Source organism: Pseudomonas sp. MDT1-85 (assembly GCF_054898065.1).
This window is the reverse complement of record NZ_CM142715.1, coordinates 3,288,494-3,311,702: the sequence shown is the minus strand read 5'-3', so window position 1 is coordinate 3,311,702 and position 23,209 is coordinate 3,288,494. Positions and strand designations below refer to the sequence as shown.

The window sequence follows — 23,209 nt, the reverse complement described above, 5'->3', positions numbered from 1 at the left end:
ACCTCAAAGCAGCCCGACCTTGACCAGCATCGCGCGCAGGCGCCCATGTTCTTCTTCGACGAATTTGCCGAAATCATCCCCGGTCAGAATGCTCGGTGACCATGCATTGGTTTTTACGTTTTCTTGCCAAACAGTGCTTTTGGTCGCGGTCAGGACGGCTTCGGTCAGTTCTTTGCGCTGGTCAGGCGTCAGGCCCGCTGCGCCGTAAACGCCACGCCAGTTGCCGATCGTCACGTCATAGCCACTTTCTTTGAGGGTCGGTGCATCGATGCCTTCTACGCGGTTGGGTGCGCCGATGGCGAGTAAGCGGAACTGTTTGGATTGAACGTATTTGGCAAGCTCGGCGTAGCCGCCGGTGATCACCGTGATGTGGCCCCCCAGCGTCGCGGCGACGACTTCGCCGCCACCCGCGAAGGCGACGTAATTCACCTTGTTGACGGGAACGTCCATTTTGCTCGCCAGTTCGGCGATGCCGATGTGGTCGATCGAACCCTTGGAGCCACCGCCCCATTTGATACTGGCCGGGTTGGCTTTGAAGTCTTTGAGCAAGTCGTCCAGGGTTTTGTACGGAGAGTCGTCACGCACGGCGATCACGTTGTATTCGGTAAACAGCCGCGCGATCGGCGTCACGTCCTTCAAGGTGATTTGCGGTTTGTTCTGCTCGACGGCCGCGACCATGATCGCGCCGACCACAATCAGGGCATTGGCGTCGCCCTTGGTGCCATTGGCAAATTGCGCCAACCCGAGGGTCCCACCGGCGCCGCCCTTGTTCTCGAAGGTAACGGACTTTGCCGTTTTCGCCTCGACCATGGCTTTGCCCAGGACGCGTGCGGTCTGGTCATAACCACCACCGACCGAACCGGGGGCCATGAACTTGACGGTGTCCAGCGCAAAAACCGGTGAGGCGAGCGCGGCGGCGGTAATGAAAACGGCGAGGTTGCTGCTGAATCGACGGGCCAATGCAAACATGAGTCGTCTCCGGATAGCTGTTCTTGTTGTTTTCGATCAGGGAAGAGCCCCTGTTCGGTGAACATGCGCCTGGGAATAAGCGTAGGTCATAGTTGTGTTTGTTGGTGTGCTTTCAATGGGCTGTCTGCCCCTAATACATGACAATTGCAGAACCTGTGGCGAAGGGGCTTGCTCTAATACCGGTAGGTCAAGGTGCGCAAACTTGTGGGAGCGAGCCTGCTCGCGATAGTGGTGGGCCAGGCAACATCAATGCTGGCTGTGATGGCCTCATCGCGAGCAGGCTCGCTCCCACAGAGGTTGGCGCTTATCATGGCCCCCGGATTAACCCCCTGCCTTTTATGAGACTGAGCATGACTTTCGATTTTGATCAGGTGTTCGACCGCCGTGGCACCGGCAGTACCAAATGGAGCCGCTACCCGGCCGACGTGTTGCCGATGTGGGTCGCCGACATGGACTTTGCCGCGCCGCCAGTGATCATTCAGGCGCTGCAAAAACGCCTGGAACACCCGATGCTCGGTTACAGCGTGGCGCAAGATGACTTGCGTGACGCTATTGTCGCCGACCTGTGGAGCAAGTACGCCTGGCGTGTGCAACCCCAGGAGCTGGTCTTCCTGCCGGGTATCGAGTCGGGTTTCAACATGGCCCTGCATGCGCTGGTCCAGCCGCAGCAGAACGTGGTCGTGCAGACGCCAAACTACCCGCCGCTGCGCCATGCGCCGGGCCACTGGCAGTTGAACAAGGTCGAACTGGACTTCGACGCGTTGACTGATGGTTCGTATACCACGCCGCTCGATGCCTTGCGTGAGGCGTTGCAAGGGGGCGGCGCGCTGCTGCTGAGCAATCCGCATAACCCGCTGGGCAAGGTCTTCCCGCGCGAGGAGCTGCAAGCGGTCGCCGACATTTGCCTGGAGCAGGACGCCTGGATCATCTCCGACGAGATCCATTCCGAGCTGTGCTTCGACGGGCGCATGCACATTCCGACCGCCTCGCTCAGCCCGCAGATCGCCCAGCGCACCATCACCCTGATGTCGGCGAGCAAGGCCTACAACATCGCCGGTTTGAAGACTGCGTTCATGATCATTCAGGACGCGGCGCTGCGCCATCGGGTCAACAACGCCCGTTGCGGCATGGTCGACAGCGTCAACCCGCTGGGCCTGGAAGCCACCCGCGTTGCCTACAGCGAAGGCGGCCCGTGGCTGACTGAGCTCATGGCCTACCTGCAAAGCAATCGGGATTATCTGGTGGAGGCGGTTCGCACGCGGTTGCCGGGTGTGACCATGAACATACCTCAAGGCACTTACCTGGCGTGGCTCGACTGCACGGCGTTGGGGCTGGATAACCCGCAGCAGTTCTTCCTCGAACAGGCCAGGGTCGGGCTGAGCGCAGGGCTGGATTTCGGCGATAACGCCCGGCAGTTCGTGCGCTTGAACTTTGGCTGCCCGCGGGCACTGCTGGAGGAAGGGATCGCGCGGATGGAGCGGAGTTTGCGTAATCGCCAGGCTTGATGGCAGCGCAGATCCACTGTGGGAGCGAGCCTGCTCGCGATGGCGTAGTGTCAGGCGACATCAGTTTTAACTGATGGACTGTCATCGCGAGCAGGCTCGCTCCCACAAGGGGTTTTCGGGTAGCTGAAGTCCATCGAAATCCAACCGAACTCAAGGCAAAAGACCGGGGTCAACCCTCAACGAGTGCTTGTGGCGCTTGAGTCTTTTGCCTTGAACAGAGGAGATTACCCGATGACTGACTATCCAAAACCACCCTTCCCTAAACAAAGCCAGCCAGTCCCCGGGGTTCAAACGAAAATGGACCCTTACCCGGATTGTGGCGAGCAGAGCTACAAAGGTTCGGGTCGGCTGGAGGGCAAGATCGCCCTGATCACCGGTGGCGACAGCGGCATCGGCCGTGCGGTGGCGATTGCCTTCGCCCGGGAAGGCGCGGATGTGGTGGTTGCCTATCTGAATGAACAGGAAGATGCGCAGGAAACCGCGCGCTGGGTCGAACAGGCAGGTCGTCAATGCCTGCTGCTGTCCGGCGATTTGGCGCATAAAGCGCACTGTCGGGCGCTGGTGGACAAAACGGTCGAGCGCTTCGGCCGGATCGATATTCTGGTGAACAACGCCGCGTTCCAGATGACCCACGAAAACATCGAGGACATCCCGGACGAAGAATGGGTGATGACCTTCGATGTGAACGTCACGGCCATGTTCAGACTCTGTCAGGCCGCGCTAAAGCACATGAAGCCCGGCAGTTCGATCATCAACACCAGTTCGGTCAACTCCGACATGCCCAAACCGACATTGCTGGCCTACGCGACCACCAAGGGCGCGATTGCCAACTTCTCCGCCGGCCTGGCACAGATGCTGGGGCCAAAGAACATTCGAGTAAACAGCGTGGCACCGGGGCCGATCTGGACGCCGCTGATCGTCTCGACCATGCCTGAGGAAGAGGTGCAGAACTTTGGGGCGCAAACCCCGCTCGGCCGTCCCGGTCAACCGGTGGAAGTCGCACCAATCTATGTGCTGCTGGCCTCGGATGAAGCCAGCTACATCACCGGGCAACGGTATGGCGTCACGGGCGGCAAGCCGATGCTTTGACGCAGCTGGCGTGGCCTGAGTTCGGCCCCTGTAGGAGCCAGGCTTGCCGGCGAAGGCGCTCTTAAGGACGCCTTCGCCGGCAAGCCTGGCTCCTACGAAAAGCGGTTCATTCGCTAACTGACTGGCATTGGGGCTTACCCAAGTAATCAGGGCTCTTGAGCAATCACCGAAATCTTGCCATTGCGCTCGATGATGGCGAATTTGATCTGCTCAAGGGTTTCAATACCCTGGCTCGAACGCGCGGCCTCCATGACATCCGCTTCGACCAATCGCGCGTGGCGCAGGCGTTTGTGCAGGAACTTGCCGTTTTCGACAATGATCGTCGGCCCGCCATCAATCAGCCGCGACACCCATTGCGAGCGCTGTTTGAGCAGCGAAAGCCCGACATCAATGGCAATCAGCGTGACAATCACCAGCATCGCATTGGTCAGGGAAAAATCATTGCCCAGCAGCGCCTGTTGGGTCGCCTCGCCGATGATCATCAGCAGCACGAAATCGAACGTCGTCAGTTCGGCCATTGAGCGCCGACCGGCGATTTTGAACAGCACCATCAACGCCAGGTACATCACGGCCGCGCGCAATACCGAATCCATAAGTCACCTAAGGGAAAATGAATTGATCCACCTTGACGGGGGCTGCTCCGGGCGAGGCGATTTGGCTGCGAAACAGACCCAGCCCATCCCCGCGCAACGTCAGGTAAAGGCTGGCCTGCCCTTGCGCGTCGGTTTGCACCCACAGTTTCATGCCCTGCTCGCCACTAAGTGCACGCACAGGTTCCGGTTGCAGGGTTTCGATGTCGAAGCCTTCGAGCAGTTCTCCGATCAGTTCCAGTTCAACCGTGGCATCCGGCCGGCCGATCACGCTGACCTTCATCGGGTTGGTCGAGCCATGACGGTGGAACATCTCGTATTCCACCCGTACCTTGCCATCGCTGCCATGCACGTCCCGGGAGCTGAGCGGGCCGCGTGAAAACAAGCCGAGCAAGGCCAACACCACCAGCAGCACCAACACATACCAGCCCCAGCGCTCGAATCGCCAAACCTTGACCTGATACGCCATGTCTTCGCGCACCGGAAAATCGCGGCTGTGGTATTCGGTGCGGCGGGATTCGTCGTTCATTGATTTACCTGATCTTGTACACCGGTCTTATTCGCCGGCCAGTGCACGTTGATGGAAATACGACACCCGCTTCAAGGCATGTTCTGCGGCCAGTAACTGGACCCGGCTGCGGGACCCGAAAAACCGGTGCTGGTGAGTGAATACGCGCTTGCCTTGCTCAGTCTGGTACGCCCAGGCGAAACAGATGGTGCCGGCCGGAATCCCGTCGACATCCTCCGGCCCCAGGATGCCGGTGGTGGCTACCGCGACGTTGGCGGGGCTGTCGAGCAACGCGCCCAAGGCCATTTCGCGAGCGACTTCGCAACTGGTCAGGTTGAACGTTTCGATCGTATGGCGGCTGACGTTGAGCAACCGTTGCTTCGCTTCGGGGGAATAAACCACGTAGCCGCTCTCGATCAGGTCCCCGCTGCCCGGCACTTCGGCCAGCAAGGTCACGATCTTTCCGGCGGTACAGGACTCGGCAGTCGTCAGTCGCAGGTCGTGTTGGCGCAAATATTCGACGACGGTTTGGCTGACGTTCATGACCAGGCATCCAGGCAAGAGGAACTGCTCGGTTGACCTTCGACGCTTGCAAACATTCCCTCGGGCAGACCACCCATGCCCTCCCGATAAAAATGAACCCCCGGCGATGGATGCACCTCAATACTTCTAGGGGCCCCTATGCAGGGCCGCTCGCTATCTGGAGGTCGTCATGTCCGCACCCTTCATCAGGCTGTTCACTCAGCCCAATTTCGTCTGGACAGATATTCGCAAGGAAGAGGAAGCGCATCCGCGCCATTACCTCGCTCATTTGCTGTTGCTCGCCCTGATCCCCGCCGTGTGCCTGTTTATCGGGACCACCTACGTCGGCTGGAGCCTGGCCGAGAACGAAACGGTCAGGCTCACCACCACCAGCGCCCTGCAACTCTGCGGGCTGCTGTACCTGAGCATCATTGTCGGCGTGGTGCTGATGGGGCTGTTCATCCGCTGGATGTCGCGCACCTTCGACTCACGCCCCAACGTCAATCAGTGCATCGGTTTTGCCGCCTATACCGTGACCCCGTTCTTTCTCGCGGGTATCGCCGGGCTCTACCCCAGCCGCTGGCTGGCGATCACCGTGCTGGGGGCCGCCTCCCTCTATTCGACGTTTCTGCTGTTCGTCGGTTTGCCGATCTTCATGCACGAGCGCAGGGAGCAAGGCCTGCTGAATGCGGCGAGCCTATGGGGTGTCGGATTGTTGGTGCTGGTGACTATCCTGGTGGAAATGATTTTGCTCTGGTCCAATTATCTGAGACCTGAGTACTTGCGCGTGACCGGCGTTTGACTGCCCTGAGTCCGCCATCCGCCGGCGGTCGGCGGCATACCTGCGAGAACCGGGCATGAGCTTCATTGTATGGGTGGCGGTGTTGGGTGCGGTGCTGCTGACCCTGGCACTGACCTCGTCCTATCTGCGCTGGATGCCGGTGACCACGTCGGCGGTGTGCCTGGCGCTGGGCGTGGCGATCGGTCCGGCGGGCCTGGGCTTGCTGAAGCTGGACATCAAGGACGCGGCGGTCTGGATGGAGCACCTGACGGAAGTCGCGGTGCTCTTTTCGCTATTTGTCTGCGGACTCAAATTGCGCCTGCCGCTGAGGGATCTTCGATGGCGGGTGGCGTTCGGCCTGGCGGGACCGGTGATGATCTTGACCATCATTGGCGTGGCCCTGTTGCTGCATTACGGCTTTGCCCTGGCCTGGGGGCCGTCGCTGCTGATCGGGGCGATTCTGGCCCCCACTGATCCAGTACTGGCCTCGCTGGTGCAAGTCAACGACGCCAGGGATTACGATTCGGTGCGTTTCGGGCTCTCCGGTGAGGCGGGCCTCAACGACGGCATCGCCTTCCCCTTCGTGATCCTCGGCTTGCTGTTTGTGCAACAGAGCGGCAATAGCGACGCCTGGCTCGGTGAGTGGGCATTGAAAAGTGTGCTGTGGGCCGTGCCGGCCGGTTTGTTCATCGGTTACTGGATGGGCCACGGCATCGGTCGCTTGACCTTGTCGATGCGCATCCGCAATGCCGACAGCACTATTTCCCCCAACGACTACCTGACCCTGGCCCTGATCGCCCTCGCTTACGTCGCGGCCGAGGAGATACATGCCTATGGATTTCTGTCGGTATTCGCCGCCGGCCTGGGATTGCGGCAGGCCGAAGTCAAATCCGCCGGCGACGCGCGGATTCCCGCCGAGCATCTGGTGCAACCGGTGGTCGGCCACCAGAACGTCGAACCTGAGGCCGCCGTCCACGGCGACGTGACGAACTTGCCAGAAACCCAAGTCGCGGCCGGCATCATGATGGGTGACATGCTGGCCTTCGGTAGCCTGGTGGAACGCGCCATGGAAGTATTTCTGGTCACCCTGTTGGGCGTGGTGCTGGTGGGCCATTGGGATTGGCGAGCGTTGGTGGTTGCACTGGTATTGTTCTGTGCCATTCGTCCCTTGTGCGTATGGCTCATACCGTGGGGGCGCTTGCTGGACAGCCGCCAGCGGTTGTTGATCGGCTGGTTCGGAATTCGCGGGATCGGGAGCTTTTATTACTTGTTCTACGCCTTGAACCATGACCTCGGTCCGGCGGCGGCGACGCTGTGCACCGACCTGACGTTGTCGGTGGTGGCGCTCAGCATTCTGGCGCATGGCATCAGTACTCAACCGATGTTGGCCCGTTATGAGCGGCGCAATAAGCCGAAAGCCTGACACCTTCCGGGCGAGTCACTCCTTCGGTCAACCTGCACTGAACAGCAACGGATATTCATGCAGGTTGCACGACAAACGCTGGTTCCATTCGATTACAACCCACTGTTTTTACGGGGTTTTTTCGTTAATCTTGAAACAGGCACGGGAAATGCTCCAGCAGTGTGAGCGACAACGGCAGGAAGACCGTTTGCGCATGACCTGTGACTAAACAAGAGGTTTGACCATGAACGCCATTGACCTGTTGAAAGCCGACCATGAACGCGTGAAAGGCATCCTGGCCCAGTTGAGCGAGTCCACCGAGCGTGGGGTTAAAAAGCGCACCGAGTTGCTGGCCAAACTGGAGATGGAAATCAAGATCCATACCCGTCTGGAAGAGGAAGTCTTGTATCCAGCCTATAAAAAAGCCGGGGGCAAGGAACAGGACGTGATGTATTACGAAGCCAAGGAAGAGCATCGCACCGTCGATACGCTGGTGCTTCCCGACCTGAAAACCACTGATCCTTCTACCCTCGAATTTGCCGGTCGAGTGAAAGTGGTCAAGGAGCTGCTGGAGCATCACATTGAAGAAGAGGAACAGGAAATGTTTCCTCAGGCCAAAAAACTGCTGGGCAAAACGACACTCGACGAATTGGGTGCGGAAATGGAAAGCCTGAAAGCCCGCTACAAAAAAGAACTGGGCGCGCCCATTCTCGCTGCGTGATAGAGGTGGGCGAATAGCAAAGGCCCGGCGAATGACGGGCCTTTGGTTTTCTGTCAGTTCATTTTTAAGCAGCAGCCTCGCCGGGGCTCGACAGCTGCTACAGGCGGACCTTAATGCGGCGACTGTCACTTCATCGCCAAGGCAATGACTTCCACCAGATTGAGTTGGGTAAAAGGCTTGGACAGGCGCGCAAGTCTGGACGCGAAGCCTTCCAGGCGCTCGGCGTAACCGGTGGCGAGGATGATCGGCAGGTGTGGCCTTATCACCCGAATAGCCTGTGCCAATTGCGCGCCACTCATTTTGGGCATGACCATGTCCGTAATGACCAGGTCAAAGTCGTGCTCGCTGTCGAACAGCTCCAGTGCCTGTGGGCCGGACGCGGCACTGATCACCCGATGGCCCAGGTCTTCAAGCAACAGGCTGGTACTGGTCAACACCAGACTGTCGTCGTCCACGACCAACACACACAGACGAGGCACCCGCGACATGGCTGTATCCTCGGTAACGAGTTCGGTAGTCGAGCCGGCGATAGCGACGGGTAACCAGAGTTCGGCCGTAGTGCCGACGTCATCGCATCCATCCATTGTTTCTCTGGAGTATGCGACAAACCAGGGAATTAGACAGTTCAGAAAACGGTACTTCGATCTGAAGTCTCGACCGACCACCAACGTGGCAATAATTGCTTGACCTTGCTCTCGCCAAACCGGTCATCGATCAGCATCACTACCCCTTGATCCTGCTGAGTGCGGATCACCCGCCCCGCTGCTTGCACGACTTTCTGTACGCCAGGAAACAGGTAGGTGTAGTCATACCCGGCACCGAAAATCGCCGCCATGCGCTGTTTCATCTGTTCGTTGACCGGATTGAGTTGCGCCAACCCCAGGGTGGCAATGAATGCACCGATCAACCGCGCGCCGGGCAGATCGATGCCTTCGCCGAAAGCTCCACCCAGCACTGCAAAGCCGACGCCCTGACTCTGGACGGTGAATTGATCGAGAGATGCCTGACGCGGCCCTTCCCCCATTCCCCGAGACTGCGACCACAACGTGATGTGCGGATGCCGCTCGGCCAGTAACTGCGCCACTTGCTGCAAATAGTCGAAGCTGCTGAAAAATGCCAGATAGTTACCGGGGCGCTGGGTGAACTGTTTGGCGATCAGCTCGACGATGGGCTCGAGGGATGCCTGACGGTGGACATAGCGGGTCGAAATCTGGCTGACGATGTGCACTTGCAGTTGTTCGGGGCTGAATGGCGACTCCACATCAATCCAGACTGTATTCACCGGTGTTCCCAGCAAATCAGCGTAGTAATGCCGAGGGCTCAGGGTGGCGGAAAACAGCACGGCGCTACGCGCAGCAGTCAGGCGCGGGCGAATGAAAGCGGCGGGCACCACATTGCGCAGGCACAGTTGCGACAGGTTGCGCTTGCGCTCCAGGTCACGTTTGCTGATGTCGAACAGGAAATGCTCATCGAACAGTTCAGCCACACGGCCGAACTGCAGCATGTCGAAGTAAAAATTCTGCAAGCCGCTGTCCAGGCCCTGAGGGTAATCGTTCAGGTAGTCGCCGATGCTCGCGCAGCATAAGGACAGCGCCTGAAGCAGTTTTTCCGGGGCTTTGTCGTAGGCCTGATAGGGGCTCAGTTGCTGATCATGCAGGGCGTTCCATTCGCGATTGACCCGTTGCAAGGATCTCTTCAGTGGCTCAGGCGCGGTTTTTCGCACGCTGTTCAACGTCGCCTGGTCGAGGCTGGCGCTGTACATCTGCCGGCCACGCTCCACCAGGTTGTGAGCCTCGTCCACCAGCACCGCGACTTCCCAGTTATTGGCCTGGGCCAGCCCGAACAGCAATGCGCTGAAGTCGAAATAGTAGTTGTAGTCGGCGACGACCACGTCCGCCCAGCGGGCCATTTCCTGGCTGAGGTAGTAGGGGCAAACGTCGTGCTGCAGGGCAACTTCGCGCAAGGCACTCTGATTCAGCAAGCTCAATTGGCTGGCAGCCTGACGCGCGGCCGGCAGACGATCATAAAAACCCTGGGCCAACGGGCAGGACTCGCCATGGCAGGCTTTGTCCGGGTGCTCGCAAACCTTGTCCCGGGCGATCATCTCGAGGACTCGCAATGGCGCAGCGTCGGCGCTGTCGAGGATGACCTGCGCGGCGTCCAGTGCCAATTTGCGCCCCGGGGTTTTCGCCGTGAGGAAAAACACCTTGTCCAGTTGTTGCGGCGCCAGGGCCTTGAGCATCGGGAACAGTGTGCCAACGGTCTTGCCGATACCGGTCGGTGCCTGGGCCATCAGGCAGCGACCGGTGCTGACAGCCTTGAACACCGACTCGGCCAGATGACGTTGGCCGGGGCGAAAATCAGTATGAGGAAATGCCAACTGTTGCGCCGCCAGATTGCGCCCTTCGCGATGGGCCATTTCCTGCTCGGCCCAGTGCAGGAACAACCCGCAATGGTGTTCAAAGAACAGCTGCAATTCGGCGGCGCTGAAGGCCTCGACCAGACAGGTTTCCTTTTCGCTGACGATATCGAAGTACACCAGCGCCAGATTAATCTGCTCCAACTGCAGTTTCTGGCACATCAACCCACCGTAGATCTTCGCCTGCGCCCAGTGCAGCTGCCGGTGGTTGGCCGGTTGTTTGCTCAGGTCGCCACGGTAGGTTTTGACTTCTTCAAGGCAGTTCTGCACCGGGTCGTAGCCGTCCGCCCGGCCCTTCACGGTCAAGGTTCGATACTGGCCCTCGAGCGCGACTTCATTCTGGTAACCCTCGCTACGCCGTGATGCCACGGTGCGATGCCCGACGATGCCTTCCAGCGCGGTCGGCGAGGGGGTGAAGCGCAGGTCGAGGTCGCCGACCTTGGCGGTGAATTCACACAGCGCCCGCACCGCAATGCTGTAGCTCACGCGCCCTGCTCCGCCCATTGCACGTAGCAGACGGCGATCGGCATCTGGTGCTCGTGACAGAATTCCAGCCAGCGCAATTGATTGTCTTGCAGGCGGTCACCTGGGCCTTTGACTTCGATCATCCGGTAGGTTTTGTCTTGCGGCCAGAACTGGATCAGGTCCGGCATGCCGGCGCGATTGGCCTTGATGTCGAGCAGCAGTCGATTGAACCAATGTTTGAGGTGTTCGGCCGGCAGACAGTCGAGCGCCTGTTCCAGCAGTTCCTCGCTCAGCGCGCCCCAGAATACGAATGGCGACTGCACGCCCCACTTGACGCTGTAACGCTCGCGGACAGTGTGCACATAACGCCCGTCATCGAGTTCGGCGAGGCAGGCCTGGAACAGATCCGCGCGCCGCGCATGAAAATCTTCGTTGAGCAGGTCCACCGGCCCGCGCTGGAACGGGTGAAAAAACGCGCCCGGCAACGGCGCGAAGATCGCCGGCCAGCACAGCAACCCGAACAGTGAGTTGATCAGGCTGTTCTCGACGTAATGCACCGGTGCTGAATCGTCCGCCAGGTGTGCCTGAACGTAAGACTCCACCGACAACGCAGGATCGTGCCGGGGCAGTTGCAGGTCCAGCCGCTGCATCGCCCGAGGGGATGGCCGCTTGATCGGTGGCCCGCCCAGTTTGCGCCGCAGTCTGGGCAACACCCGCAATAGATGCTGATGCTCGGCGGCGCTTTCCGGGGCTTGCTCGGCGTGGGCGGCGAGGTCCATGGCCAACTGATATTCAGCACAGCGCTCCAGTACGCGAATCAGCCGCAGACGTGCGCCGGGATAAGCGCATTCGCGGTAGAGACTCAGGGCGGTGGAAAAATCCGCGACGCGCTCGCAATGCTGGCCGATCAGGAACAGCAGTTTGCTCCGACGTTTTTGCAGCCAGGGATTGTCGAGCTGCAGCCCGTTGATCTGCTCGACAATGTCCGCCACGTCTTCACCAGCCTCGAAACGCTGCTGGCAGAAGTGCAGGAACAGGCAGGCATCGACGTCCTCGCGACTGCGCAGCCCTCGGGACTCGGCGCAGAACTCGACTTTCTCGTAGGTAAAGATGCCCAGGTCGGCCAGCACGAACTCCGACCAGTCCTGGTAGAGATTGCCGAAGAACATCAGCCGCAATCGGTCGCACAGGCCCATGACGGTCAGGCTGAACAATCGGTCATTCAGCGGCGGACACCACTGGGCAAAACTTTGCGCTTCGGGAAACTGCTCGCTCAGGGTCGGCAGCCAATCGGTCTTCTTGCCTTTCGGCTGATCGATGACGCTGCCAAAGCACTGGAGAATCTCGGCCTTGAGCAAAACCTCGAACAAGTCCTCGATGTGCAACGGCGACTGCTCATCGATCCAGCCCGATGCCAGCAGCGGCGCCGCAGCGTTGTCGATGTCGCCAATCTCGGCGTAACTCAGTTTGCCCGCCCTGAAATGCACGCCCTTGCGCATCACCAGTCTGACCAATAAGGCCTGTGACTCGCGGGGCAATCGATTGAAGTCGCGGATGAAATCCTGCTCTTCGATGCTCAATACATCGGCATAACGATGTTCAAGCCAACCAAGCACTTGCATGAAGTTGTTCAAGTAATAGAACGGATCATCGAGAGGATTTACAATCACGGGAAAAAGGGCCATGGCAAACGAGTACTGGTTATGCGTACAGATACCAGCTATGCCCCACCCGGTGCAAACGGAAAAGGATCAGTGGCGACGCTATTCGGCAATTTTCGGGTGACCATCGAACTTTCTGCCATTCCATCGCACCAACCGCGTTAGAGGCACAGCGACGAACGACCTCAAGCGAGGCGTTTGCGCTGTTTTTATTGAGTGATGAGAGGTGTGTATGAATATCAAGACTCTGGGTTTGCCCTTGGCAGTAGCGGCCTTTCTGGCCTTGGCCGGTTGCTCGACGCCAACGGTCGTGACCCTGCAGAACGGCACCCAGTATTTGACCAAGGACATGCCGAACACCAAGACTGAGGATGGCTTCTACGAATTTGAAGATATTTCCGGGGCAAAGGTGAAAGTCCGGGCCGATGAAGTGGCCACGGTTCGCAAGGAAGACTGACCGCGTTAAACGCAAAACCTGTAGATACTCTGTTCACGGTCAAGCTTTCGCGAGATGTTTTTCGCTGAAAAGCTTGGCCGTATCAAATTCTTCTCCAGAACGCATGCACGCCCATAACCCCGTCAGGTATTTGCGCATCACCGCTCCAATGGCCTGCATTTTCTTCTTGCCGCGAGCGACCAGCGCCTCGTAAAAGGCCTTCACATTTTCATCACAGCGAATTGCCGTCATCGCTGGCATGAACATCGCTGCACGCAAGTAAGCGTTGCCGCACTTGGACATGCGTCCTGGGCGGTTCACGCTCGTACCTGATTGGGTCAGCCTCACATCCAGCCCCGCATAACGGCTTACCTGGGCCGATTTAAGCGTCACAGGTAGCGTCGTCAGCTCCGCCAGTGCCGCAATCGCCGAAGCCTCGCCCACACCGGGCGCAGCCATCATGCAGCGAAACTGCAAACTCAGATCCGGGCACTTGGCGATGGCATCACGTGCCGCTTTTTTCAAGCGATCAATCCGGGCGTCCAAGGCTGCAATCGCATCTTTCTCATCCTTGATCAGCAGCTCAACACTCGTTTCTGTCGCCTGTAGCGCATGGAGTTCGTTCTTGGCTCTCGTTCGATGACCAATCAGCCGATTGATATGACGGCCAATTGCCCGCAACGTCATTTGATCGGCCGTAGGGGGCACCCAAAGCCTAGGCGACATGCGCTCACCATATTCAGCCAGCAATAGGGCATCAATCTGGTCAGTCTTGCTGTTTTGCAGCATCAGCTTGGCAAAGTTGTGGAAACTTTTGGGGTTGATCACCGAGACCGGCAAGCCGGCAGCGTGCAACTCCATCGCAAGGTCCAGGTAGTAAATGCCGGTGGCTTCCATGACAACGCTCAGCGGCTTGAGCTTCAACAACTTCTCCACGGCAGCCTTGCGGCCCTTGGGTGTGTGCTGAATGTCCCACTGGCCGGACGTTTTACCGTTCTGCCGCCATCCCATGGCAGACGTGCGCGAACCAATGTCTATGCCGATATGAGCATTCATGCTTTTCACTTCCTTGGCTTTAGGTAAAGATTGCTCCTGGTTCCCCCGACCTCGAACTTCATGCCACTGCAACCTTGTAATGCGAAGTCCGACTTGTCGGCTTCTCGATACTCTTCGTGGTGGGCAATGAGGCGGGGGGGCCTCTCTACAGACAAGGTCAGGAGCAAATCCTGCCTTCAGGAGCGATCGGCCTCCCCCAGAAACGCACTTGCTGTTGTATGACTCCTTGAGCGTAACCTCTCTCGTTGGAGTCAGGGTCAACATACAAGGAGCGAGGCTTGCCCGCGAAGAATGCACCGCGGTTATTCAGGTATCACGCGTCATCGTTCTTCGCGGGCAAGCCTCGCTCCTACAGGATTTTCATCGCTCAAACTTCTCGGTCTTTGATCAGAGATATTTGAGAATCGCGATGTCGCGCCGGCGCTGTTTGAGATTGGCGAACCAGCGCGTCGGGAAGAATAGCAACACCCCGAGGATCACGCTCCATAGCCAGACCATGGGCAGGTTATCGAAGCCGTAATAAGTGCCCTGATTGATGCCCCAAATCGCGACGGCCACCAAGTACATCGCCTTGAGCACGTACAGGTGCAGCAAATAGAAGAACATCGGCGCACCGCCGTAGATCGCCAGAGTCGCGGTGGACCAGCGATCCTGGGCTTTCTCGAACAACGCCAGAAGAATCAACCCCAGACCCAGCGTCGGCATCAGGAACATCAGCGACGGCGGGTACTTCTTCGCGCTCAGGAAACTCATGAAAGTGCGCAGCGACTCACCGGTTTGCACCCAAGGCTTCTCGCCGTAGACGTTCAGGTAACGGATGAACACGAACGCCACCAGCAGGCCGACGCCGACTTTCAGCAACCGGGAAATCCGCTGGGCCGGTTCCATGTCCTTGCCGAACCATGGCCCGATGGCCCAGCCCAGCAGAATCACGCCGATCCACGGCAATACCGGATACGTGGTACGGGCCCGAGTGAACTCGGTGATGTCGATGAATACGCGCTGATGCAGGATTGACCACGGCACGAAGAACGGCGACTCCGGCCCTACGGTCACACCGTCGAGCAGGTTGTGCCCGGCGACAATCGCTACCCCGAGCACAATCAACCAACCGCGCTTGAAGTGCAGCAACCCGGCGAGCACGATCATGCAAATGCCGATGCACCAGATCACTTGCAGCCACAACGTCTTGGGCGGGAACTCGGCGTTCCAGGCGAAGCACACGAATGTAAGCTCCAGAAACACCAGAAACAGCCCGCGCTTGAGCAGGAACACCGACGTCTCGTTGGCCGTGTGTTTCTGGCTGTAGAGCCAGGCCGACAAACCGGTGAGGAAGATGAACACCGGGGCGCAGATGGTGCTCAGCAAGCGGGTGAAGAACAGGTCAGGGGTCACGCTCAAGGCGTCGATCGGGTCGGTCACCTGGCGGTGCAGCAAAAAGGTTTCCCGCACATGGTCGACGAGCATGCAGAGCATGACGAAGCCACGCAGGGCATCGATGGCGAGCATCCGGGTATTGGTTTTTGCAGCGCTGGAGGCAAGCGCAGAAGAAACACTTCCCGCCTGCCCTGCCACGCCTGTAGATAGGGTCATATCAGTCACTCATGTCGTGGTCATCGAATTCATCGCTCATAACGCAAACGAAGACTGTTTTCGGCGTGTTCAGTGAAGCCCTGGGAGACTGTTATCGCAGGAGAAGGTCGGCCCTGCGCGCCCGATCAGTCGTTCCTGCATCCTCCGGCAGCGCTCCAGTTCCTGCTGCATCGAACGATCGATGCTGATATTGCCGGTCTTCTCCGGTTGTTTACCGTCGCCCAGGCGCACTGTGACCCAGGGCTGTTCCGGCTGGATTTGAAAGTGACTTTTTTCTTCGATGGGTTTGGCAGCTTTGGCGGTTTCGATCGCCGCCGGTTTCGGCAGTTGATCGGAGGTGACCCCGTAACGGGTCAAAATCGAGCTTTGAGGCAGTTCTGCGGTAGCGGTTGCCGATAAAAGGGCCAGCGCCAGACCGAAGGTGAACCTCTTGCTGTTACTCACGTTGCAAAATCTCCTGTACTCAATGGCGGCATGCAGCACTTGCGTTATAGTATAACGCTTGGAGGGGCTGATGGTTTAGTGCCAGATTCCTGTTGGTGCAGGTATTGGAGTTCGAGAGGGACCGGTGAGTCACGTAGGCAGGCAGGATTACCGCGTTATCGTTCTTCGCGGGCAAGCCTCGCTCCTACACTGGAATACGTTCCCCTGTAGGAGCGAGGCTTGCCCGCGAAGAGGCCCTTACCGGCGCCCCATCACCCTCAAGCGATCACAATCCCCCCACTGGACAAACTGTCCAGCCCGACACCCACCAAAGTCACCGAATCACTGCCAAACGTCAGCAGCGTATCTTGCCCCACCGCCGTGGCATGGGCCCGATAATCGTCGTTTGGTGCAACGCCCTGAACCCCGAAAAACACCAGTTTGTCGTTGGCTTGATAGCCCACCACCCGGTCCTGGCCAAACGCGCCGCTGAACAGGAAGGTATCGACCCCGCCGCCCGACTCCATCAGGTCATTACCCGCCCCGCCGACAAGCACGTCGTTGCCGGTGCTGCCGAACAAATGGTCGTTGCCATCGAGGCCAAACAACCAATCACCTGTTGCGTGCGCGTTGAGGGTGTCGGCGCCGGTCGTGCCCTTCACGCTTGAGGCGTACTGGGTCAGGTTGCTGCCGGTCGCGAGGCCATTGGCGGTGACGCTGTGGGTCACGTCATCCTTGAACACGCCCCAGAGAAAACCCGGCTCCTTGGTGACGATGCTGCCGATGTCGCGGGTGATGCTGATGCCGCCATTGGCGTCGCGCACGTACAGATTGCCGGCACCGTCATTGGCAAAGACGAAGTTCTTCACCGACTGCTGCAGGTCCAGCACATTGCTGCCCTTGCCGCCCAACAGGATGTTGTAGCCACCGCCATCGCGGAAGGTGTCGTTACCGTCGCGGCCTTCCAGGTAGTCGCTGCCTTTGCCACCCTGGATCAGGTCATTGCCGTCGCTGCCGATGATGAAGGTGCTGCCTTTGTGGGTTTCGGCGTTGCGGTTCAAATCCTGGACCCACGTGTTGCTGCGCGCGGGGTCCGAAAGGTTGGCGACGATGATGGTCGAGTCTTTGCTGGTCAGGTCGTAGAACTTTGACTCCAGCACCCGGGTCATGCCGTCGCCGTAACCGGTGGGCAAGTGTGAGATCCAGGTAGGAATGTTGAGGATGGAATACGGCAGCACATTCCACGCCGTCGAGGCGTAGTGGTCGTTGAAGCTGACGATGTTATCGGTCGTCGAATCCTTGGCGGCATCGTGCACGCCCACCGAGGACAGGTTGAATGACGAGCCATCGAGGGCACGGAACACCGGGTCGTTTTCATAACCGATGTTCAGCACTTTGTCGCTGCTGCTTTGGGTCGGCGAGGCGTAGGCGATGTAGTTGGAATCCTGGTAGAACCCGGACCATTTGTTATTGCTAAGGTCCGCCAGGCTGTTGACCGCCAACCCGCCGAGACTATGGCCGCTGACCAGCACGTCTTTGCCCGACAGACCATTGGCCTGGGCAAACGCCGCGACGTCACCCAGCAAATTGCCGAAGGCTTCGCCCGCGTAGTTTTTCGCATAATCCTTGGGCCCTAGCGCGGCCATCAGATCGTTGATCACGTCGCCGATGGAGTCGCCGATCTGGATTTCTCGCGGGCCGCTGGTGCCGCGAAAGGCGATGCCGATTTCGGTGAGATGACCTTGGGCGTCGTACTTGCCGAGGATCTCGACTTGAGCGCTGGTGTAACCGGCCTTCTCGCCGAAGAAGGTTCCGCGAGCGTCGGTCTTGCCGTCATAGCCCAGTTGCGCGGCGGTGATCGGCGTCCAACCAGCCTTTTGCACCGCTTCAAGTGCGGCCTTTTCCGAATCGGGGTTCCAGGGGATGCCGGGAATGACGCCCTGGGAATCGGTGCCGCCGATCAGTGCGGTGACCAGGGTTGCCGGCAAGCCCAGGCCGAAGCCGTTTTGCTGGTAACCGGTAGCGAAACCGTTGTCGAGGTTGTGATAGGAATACAGCGTGATCGCCATGGCGTCGCTGAACAACGCCTTGGAGTCTGCTGTGCCGAAGTTTTTGTAGTCATACACACCCATTGGTATTGCCTCTCTCTTTGTTGGAATTGTCAGAGATAGCTCACAACCAGGACGCCTCACTGACGAGGCGCCCCGGAGCATTCAGTGCATGCAGCCTTTCTTACGCAAACGTAATTCCCGAAACCGAAAGATTATCCAGACCTACGCCCACCAGCGTTACGGCGTAATCGCCAATCTTGAGCACAGTGTCGTTGCCGGCCTGTGACGCGTGCTGGGTGTAGTCATAGCCCTGCCCCGCGCCCTGGACGCCCATGAACACCAGTTTGTCGCTGCCCTGGTAGCCATTGATCGCGTCGAAGCCGAAGGCGCCGCTGAACAGGAAGGTGTTGTTGCCGCCCCCGGAGGCATGCATCACGTCATTGCCCGCGCCACCGACGAAGGTCACGTGGCTTTTGTCGCTGCGCAGCAGATCATCGCCGGCGTTGCCGAACAGCCAGTCGCCATCCTGCGTCGCGGCCAGCGTGTTGCCATAAGCGTCGCCATTGAGCGAGTGGTTGTAGTGGGTCAGTTCGGAGCCATTGAGCAAGCCATTGGCGGTGACGTTGTAGGTGATGTCCTTGCTGCCCCACCACGAACCAGACTCCTTGCTCACCAGCGCGCCGATGTCACGGGTCATGCTGATGCCGCCGTAGGCGTCGCGCACATACAGCGTGCCATCGCCGTCATTGGCAACGCTGAAGTTCTGCAACGGCTTCTGCAGTTCGAAGGTGTTGCTGCCCTTGCCACCCAGCAGCAGGTTGTAGCCACCGTCATCGCGGAACCGGTCGTTACCGTCACGGCCTTCGATGAAGTCATTGCCCGCGCCGCCCTTGAGCAAGTCATTGCTGTCGGTGCCAATAATGAACGTGCTGCCGGTGTGCGGCTCGCCGCTGCGGCCCAGATCCTCGACCCAAGTGCTGCCTCGAGACGATTCCGACAGGTTGGACACGATCAGCGTCGAGTCTTTGTCGGTGAGGTCGTAGAAGCGCGAGTCGATCACCCGGTTCAAGCCATCGGCATAGCCCAACGAACCGTGGGCCGACCAGTTCAGCGGATTGAGGATGCTGAACGGCACCAGGTTCTGCGCCGTGGAGGCGTACTGATCATTGAAGTTGACGATGTTGTTGGTCGCCGACTCCTGATGACCGTCGTGTTTGCCCAGCGAGCCACTGCTGAAGGTGGTGCCGTCGAGCACTCGAAACACCGGGTCGTTCTCGTAGCCGATGTTCAGCACGTTGTTGCCGGTGGCGCTCTGGGTCGGCGAGGCGAACGCAATGTAGTTGGCGTCCTTGAAGAAACCGCCCCAGTTATTGCCGCTCAGTTCCGCCAGGCTGTTAACGCCTAACCCACCGAGGCTATGGCCGCTGACCAATACGTCCTTGGCACTCAAGCCGTGGGCGATGGCAAACGCGGCGACGCTTTTCAGCAAAGTATCGAAGGCGTTTTTTGCGTAGTTCGTTGCGTAATCCACCGGGCCGACCGCGGCCAGCAGGTTGTTTTTCATGTCGCCGAAGGTGTCGCTGTACCCCAGGCCACCGGTGCCACGGAAGGCGATACCGATGCCGATCAGCTTCCCTGCCCCATCGTATTTACCGAGGATTTCGGCTTCGGCGCTGGTGAAGCCGTCCTTCTCGCCATAGAAGGTGCCTTGAACGCCGACGTTGCCCTGATAGCCCAATGCTGCCGCGCCAATCGGCGCCCAAGCGGTCGCCGGCAGTGGCTGGCCGGTCGGTGTGTACGCGTAGAGCGTCAGCGCGATCGCGTCGGAGTACAGCGCCTTGCCGGCCTCACTGCCGGCACTTTTGTAATCAAACAGTCCCATGTTCTTGCTTCCTTAGCGTCAAATCAGAACTGCCAGTCCAGGGTCAAGCCCACGCCGTGGTCTTTTTCCCGGGAGCCGAGCAGCCCGTTGTAATCCAGGCTCAAACGGGTATCGCTGCCCAGCGCCAATCCGGCACGGGCACCGACCACCGCGGCATCGCGGTCCATGGACACGCTTTGCACGCTGAACGCGGTGTTGCCGTTGACGAAGGCCAGGTGGTCTTCGGAACGGGTGTTGCTCAGGTTGTGCTGCCAGCCGAGCGTGCCGGACAATTCCAGCTGTTGCTGATCGGACAACGCAATGGCTTTGCTCGCGCGTAGGCCAAGGGTCGAAAGCACCACGTCGCGGTTGTTTTCACCGCCCTTGAGCGCGGCGGCATCACCTTTTTCGCTGAAGCTTTCAGTGTTCAAGTGCACGTAAGCCAGATTGACGAACGGCTCCAGAGCGACCGGTTGCAGGTCCAGCCGATACGCCGCTTCGGTGAACAGTTGCGCGGAGGTCGCATCGCGTTTGGATTTCTGCTTGCCGCTGACGCCGTTAAATTGCAGGTCACGTTTGACGTCGATGCGATGCCAGCTGTAAGCGCCGCCGACGCTCAGGCGCAGCGCGTCGATTTCATGGCCCAGGTAGGCACCCAAGTGGTAGCTGTCGACCGAGGCCGACGAATGCGTGCCATCGCCCATGCTCAACGAACTGTCGCTATAACCGGTGACGAAACCCAGTCGCGTATCTTCAGTGATCAAGCCATCGACACCGGCCAGCAGCCCGCCGATGGAACTGTTGGAACTGGCGTTGTCATGCCCGCCATCGCTCTTGCCCCAGGCGCCGAGCACTTTGAGCCAGGCGTTGCTGCGGTCATCGGTGGGTGCCCCGGCATCGAACAGATCGTGCTCACGCAGACGCTCGCCGACTGCATCGCGCAGGTAACGGCTATCGTTGATCAGCAGCGTGCCGATGGCCGGATGAATCTCGCCGGAGAGTTGCTGGAACGCTTGTTGCGCGACCGCGGCGGTCGGCGACAGCAGCAGGGTTTCGTAGAGCGGATTGCCTGCGCCCAATTGCTCGGCGGCAGCGGCCACGGCGCGTTGGTTCGGGGTTTGGCCAACGCTGGTGAAGGATGTCGCGTTACGCACCACTGCCAGTTGAATGCCGCTAGCCGAGTAGTCCAGGGTGCCGCCGAGGAACAGGTAATCCGGCACCACCGCACCGAAACGCCCTTCAATTCCGCCGGCCGCTTGCAGGATGTTGTACTGATTGCCGAGCAGGGTTTTCGCTTCGGCGGTGGTCAGCAATGTCGGGCTGTTTTCCAGAGACAGGCTGACGGTTGCGCCCTCGATGATCGCCTTGCCGCCGGCAATGATCTGGTCACTGCTGGTGGGCGACAGCTCTACGGCGTAGGTCGAGCCAGGTTCGAAAACCACGTCGCCCGCCACCTGCAAGGTGCCGATGGAATTGCCGGGCGCCACGGTACCGCCGCTTTTTGCGGTCAACGCCGCGATGCTGCCGTTACCGCCGAGGATGCCGCTGTCATTGACAGTGACTGCCGACAGCAGCGAACCATTGATCGCCAATCGACCCTGATTGACCAGGGTCGGGCCGGCGTAGGTATTGGCACCGGTCAGCACCAGTGTGCCGATGCCCTGCTTGGTCAGGCCGCCATGGCCGGAAATGTCATTGCGCCAAACGTCGAGCCCGCAGTGCACGTCATTGCACACACGCTCGGTGGGTTTGCCGGCATCGATGATCGCGCCGATACCCGGCAAGTCCGCGACAAATTGGCTGGAGCCGTAGGCGCCTTCGATACGGAATTCCTCGGGAATGTCCTGCTCGGTCACGAACATCGCCGGGCCGTCGATGCCTTTGCGCAGGTTGATCATGCCCCAGCCGTACAGCGAGTCGATGCCGGGTGCGCCGAGGTCGGTGGCGGTGGTACGCAGCACGCTGGCGACTTGCGCGCCGGTCATGTACGGGAAGCGTTCCATCAACACCGCCACCGCGCCTGCGACGTGCGGCGCCGCCATGGAGGTGCCGTTGTAATTGGCGTAGCCGGTGGTCAGATTATCGGCATTGGTGCCGCTGATGATCGAGCTGTAGATCCGGCTGCCTGGCGCCGACACACAGAAGCTCGCCGTGTAGCCGCAGCGCGACGAAAAGGTGCTGATGTTGTAAGGGTCGGGGCTGCTGGTGTCCGGATTCCTCTGCAACGCAGCGACGGTCATCCAGTTCGGCGCGATCTCCGGAACGAAGTAACCGAGGCCGGCGATGGCGTCCGGGTTGTTGAGGTTGTAGTCGTTGCCGGCGGCGAAAATCGTCACGATGCCGCTGCGGGCCGCCGCGATGGCGCCGTCATAGGCACCACCAGGTTTGGTCCCCAACAAGGTCTGGATCTCGTTGAACTGCAGTTGCGCGTCCTGCACGGTGAAGTGCGGATACGCCGGGTCCCGACCACCCAGGTCGAAGCGATCGGTGATGCCGATGCCCCAGCTGTTGTTGATGATCCGCGCACCGCTGGCGATCAGAGCGTCCCAACCAGCCTTGTACACCGCGCCGTCATTGCCACGAATGATCCCGTCTTCCGGGCCAGGGTCGCCGTTGTCGGCGCTGATGATTTGCGCGCCAAACGCGACACCATGCATCGGGCCGCCGTCGCGACTGCCTGCGGCAATCCCGCCAACGTGGGTGCCGTGGGCGCCGAGTTTGCCATTGGAGCCCACCGACGGCGAACCGTCATAGAGAAAGGCATCCCCCGCTTTGACTGGAATGTACGGGTCGGTGTATTCGCGGATGCCGCTGGTGACCAGCGTGATCACCTTATTGGCCCCGGAAAACTCCGGGTGCAAGGCGTAAACCGGTTGATCGAAAATCCCCAGTTTCACGCCTTTGCCGGTGTAACCGGCGGCGTAGGCCTCCTGAGCATTGATCGCCCCCAGGCCCCAGTCGGCGTTGAACTCTGTGCTGCGCCAGCTATTGGGATCGCCTGTCCTGCCGTTTTCCACGTAGGGCGCCGCGTGTGCGGTGCTCAGAGTGGCCAATGCGCAGAGCAAGGCAAGGTTGTTGTACTTGTTATTCATCATCGAACTACCGTCCTTAGTTGTGTTGCCAAAATCCTTGTGCCTTCAAAGGCGTGTCTTGTCTT

At 59.5% G+C, this 23,209-nt stretch carries 18 protein-coding genes and 1 pseudogene; 6 read left to right on the top strand and 13 right to left on the bottom strand.

Annotation, left to right across the window (positions count from 1 at the left end; all coding sequences use genetic code 11):
- Positions 1-3 precede the first annotated feature (3 nt).
- Positions 4-969: a Bug family tripartite tricarboxylate transporter substrate binding protein gene (locus ACYZT2_RS14825; RefSeq protein WP_461965081.1), complete on the bottom strand. Its 966-nt coding sequence runs from the start codon at positions 967-969 to the stop codon at positions 4-6.
- Positions 970-1,319: 350 nt separating this feature from the next.
- Here ACYZT2_RS14825 and ACYZT2_RS14820 point away from each other — a divergent pair, with 350 nt between their 5' ends.
- Together ACYZT2_RS14820 and ACYZT2_RS14815 are read left to right on the top strand one after the other, a co-directional pair.
- Positions 1,320-2,474 carry a MalY/PatB family protein gene (locus tag ACYZT2_RS14820; RefSeq protein WP_461965079.1) on the top strand — a complete coding sequence of 385 codons (1,155 nt, stop codon included), beginning with the start codon at positions 1,320-1,322 and terminating at the stop codon, positions 2,472-2,474.
- A 231-nt stretch (positions 2,475-2,705) separates the two neighbouring features.
- Positions 2,706-3,563, top strand: coding sequence for an SDR family oxidoreductase (locus ACYZT2_RS14815; RefSeq protein ID WP_461965077.1), 858 nt, complete (start codon positions 2,706-2,708; stop codon positions 3,561-3,563).
- Positions 3,564-3,709: 146 nt separating this feature from the next.
- Here ACYZT2_RS14815 and ACYZT2_RS14810 read toward each other — a convergent pair whose 3' ends face one another.
- Genes ACYZT2_RS14810 through ACYZT2_RS14800 form a run of 3 tightly spaced genes read right to left on the bottom strand, consistent with a single transcriptional unit; the run spans position 3,710 to position 5,204 of the window.
- Positions 3,710-4,156 carry a DUF421 domain-containing protein gene (locus ACYZT2_RS14810; RefSeq protein WP_461965075.1) on the bottom strand — a complete coding sequence of 149 codons (447 nt, stop codon included), beginning with the start codon at positions 4,154-4,156 and terminating at the stop codon, positions 3,710-3,712.
- 7 nt (positions 4,157-4,163) lie between these two features.
- Positions 4,164-4,682 carry a hypothetical protein gene (locus tag ACYZT2_RS14805; protein WP_461965073.1) on the bottom strand — a complete coding sequence of 173 codons (519 nt, stop codon included), beginning with the start codon at positions 4,680-4,682 and terminating at the stop codon, positions 4,164-4,166.
- Between the two features lie 27 nt (positions 4,683-4,709).
- Positions 4,710-5,204, bottom strand: coding sequence for a CinA family protein (locus tag ACYZT2_RS14800; RefSeq protein WP_461965071.1), 495 nt, complete (start codon positions 5,202-5,204; stop codon positions 4,710-4,712).
- A 169-nt stretch (positions 5,205-5,373) separates the two neighbouring features.
- On the opposite strand from ACYZT2_RS14800, the gene ACYZT2_RS14795 reads away from it, so the two are divergent.
- From ACYZT2_RS14795 to ACYZT2_RS14785, 3 genes are all read left to right on the top strand, one after another.
- Positions 5,374-5,985: a Yip1 family protein gene (locus ACYZT2_RS14795; protein WP_461965069.1), complete on the top strand. Its 612-nt coding sequence runs from the start codon at positions 5,374-5,376 to the stop codon at positions 5,983-5,985.
- 55 nt (positions 5,986-6,040) lie between these two features.
- Entirely contained in the window at positions 6,041-7,387 is a 1,347-nt protein-coding gene (locus ACYZT2_RS14790; protein WP_461965067.1) for a cation:proton antiporter, read from the top strand.
- 223 nt (positions 7,388-7,610) lie between these two features.
- Positions 7,611-8,087 (top strand): hemerythrin domain-containing protein, encoded by a 477-nt coding sequence (locus ACYZT2_RS14785; protein ID WP_461965065.1) that lies wholly within the window; start codon positions 7,611-7,613, stop codon positions 8,085-8,087.
- 125 nt (positions 8,088-8,212) lie between these two features.
- On the opposite strand, the pseudogene ACYZT2_RS14780 reads toward ACYZT2_RS14785, so the two are convergent.
- From ACYZT2_RS14780 to ACYZT2_RS14770, 3 genes and pseudogenes are all read right to left on the bottom strand, one after another.
- Positions 8,213-8,650, bottom strand: a pseudogene (locus ACYZT2_RS14780) (response regulator); the annotation flags it as partial.
- A 62-nt stretch (positions 8,651-8,712) separates the two neighbouring features.
- A complete protein-coding gene (locus ACYZT2_RS14775; RefSeq protein ID WP_461965063.1) occupies positions 8,713-10,992 on the bottom strand; it encodes an ATP-dependent DNA helicase in 2,280 nt (759 codons plus the stop codon).
- Entirely contained in the window at positions 10,989-12,656 is a 1,668-nt protein-coding gene (locus ACYZT2_RS14770; protein ID WP_461965061.1) for a VRR-NUC domain-containing protein, read from the bottom strand. The genes ACYZT2_RS14775 and ACYZT2_RS14770 overlap by 4 nt, the downstream gene beginning before the upstream one ends.
- A 208-nt stretch (positions 12,657-12,864) precedes the next feature.
- Here ACYZT2_RS14770 and ACYZT2_RS14765 point away from each other — a divergent pair, with 208 nt between their 5' ends.
- Positions 12,865-13,089, top strand: a complete 225-nt coding sequence (locus tag ACYZT2_RS14765) for a YgdI/YgdR family lipoprotein (protein ID WP_038983339.1) — start codon at positions 12,865-12,867, stop codon at positions 13,087-13,089.
- Between the two features lie 39 nt (positions 13,090-13,128).
- On the opposite strand, the gene ACYZT2_RS14760 is transcribed toward ACYZT2_RS14765, so the two are convergent.
- The 6 genes from ACYZT2_RS14760 to ACYZT2_RS14735 all read right to left on the bottom strand — a co-directional run bounded on the left by ACYZT2_RS14760 (position 13,129) and on the right by ACYZT2_RS14735 (position 23,144).
- The gene (locus tag ACYZT2_RS14760; RefSeq protein ID WP_461965059.1) at positions 13,129-14,124 is read right to left on the bottom strand and encodes an IS110 family RNA-guided transposase; all 996 of its coding nucleotides are present in this window, start codon (positions 14,122-14,124) and stop codon (positions 13,129-13,131) included.
- A 387-nt stretch (positions 14,125-14,511) separates the two neighbouring features.
- A complete protein-coding gene (locus tag ACYZT2_RS14755) occupies positions 14,512-15,717 on the bottom strand; it encodes a DUF1624 domain-containing protein (RefSeq protein WP_461965057.1) in 1,206 nt (401 codons plus the stop codon).
- 69 nt (positions 15,718-15,786) lie between these two features.
- On the bottom strand, positions 15,787-16,161 hold the full coding sequence (locus ACYZT2_RS14750) for a hypothetical protein (protein WP_461965055.1): 375 nt from the start codon (positions 16,159-16,161) through the stop codon (positions 15,787-15,789).
- A 257-nt stretch (positions 16,162-16,418) separates the two neighbouring features.
- On the bottom strand, positions 16,419-18,272 hold the full coding sequence (locus ACYZT2_RS14745) for a polyurethane esterase (protein ID WP_461965053.1): 1,854 nt from the start codon (positions 18,270-18,272) through the stop codon (positions 16,419-16,421).
- A gap of 100 nt (positions 18,273-18,372) precedes the next feature.
- The gene (locus ACYZT2_RS14740) at positions 18,373-20,073 is read right to left on the bottom strand and encodes a polyurethane esterase (protein WP_461965051.1); all 1,701 of its coding nucleotides are present in this window, start codon (positions 20,071-20,073) and stop codon (positions 18,373-18,375) included.
- Between the two features lie 23 nt (positions 20,074-20,096).
- Positions 20,097-23,144 carry an autotransporter domain-containing protein gene (locus ACYZT2_RS14735; protein WP_461973113.1) on the bottom strand — a complete coding sequence of 1,016 codons (3,048 nt, stop codon included), beginning with the start codon at positions 23,142-23,144 and terminating at the stop codon, positions 20,097-20,099.
- Between the last annotated feature and the right edge of the window lie 65 nt (positions 23,145-23,209).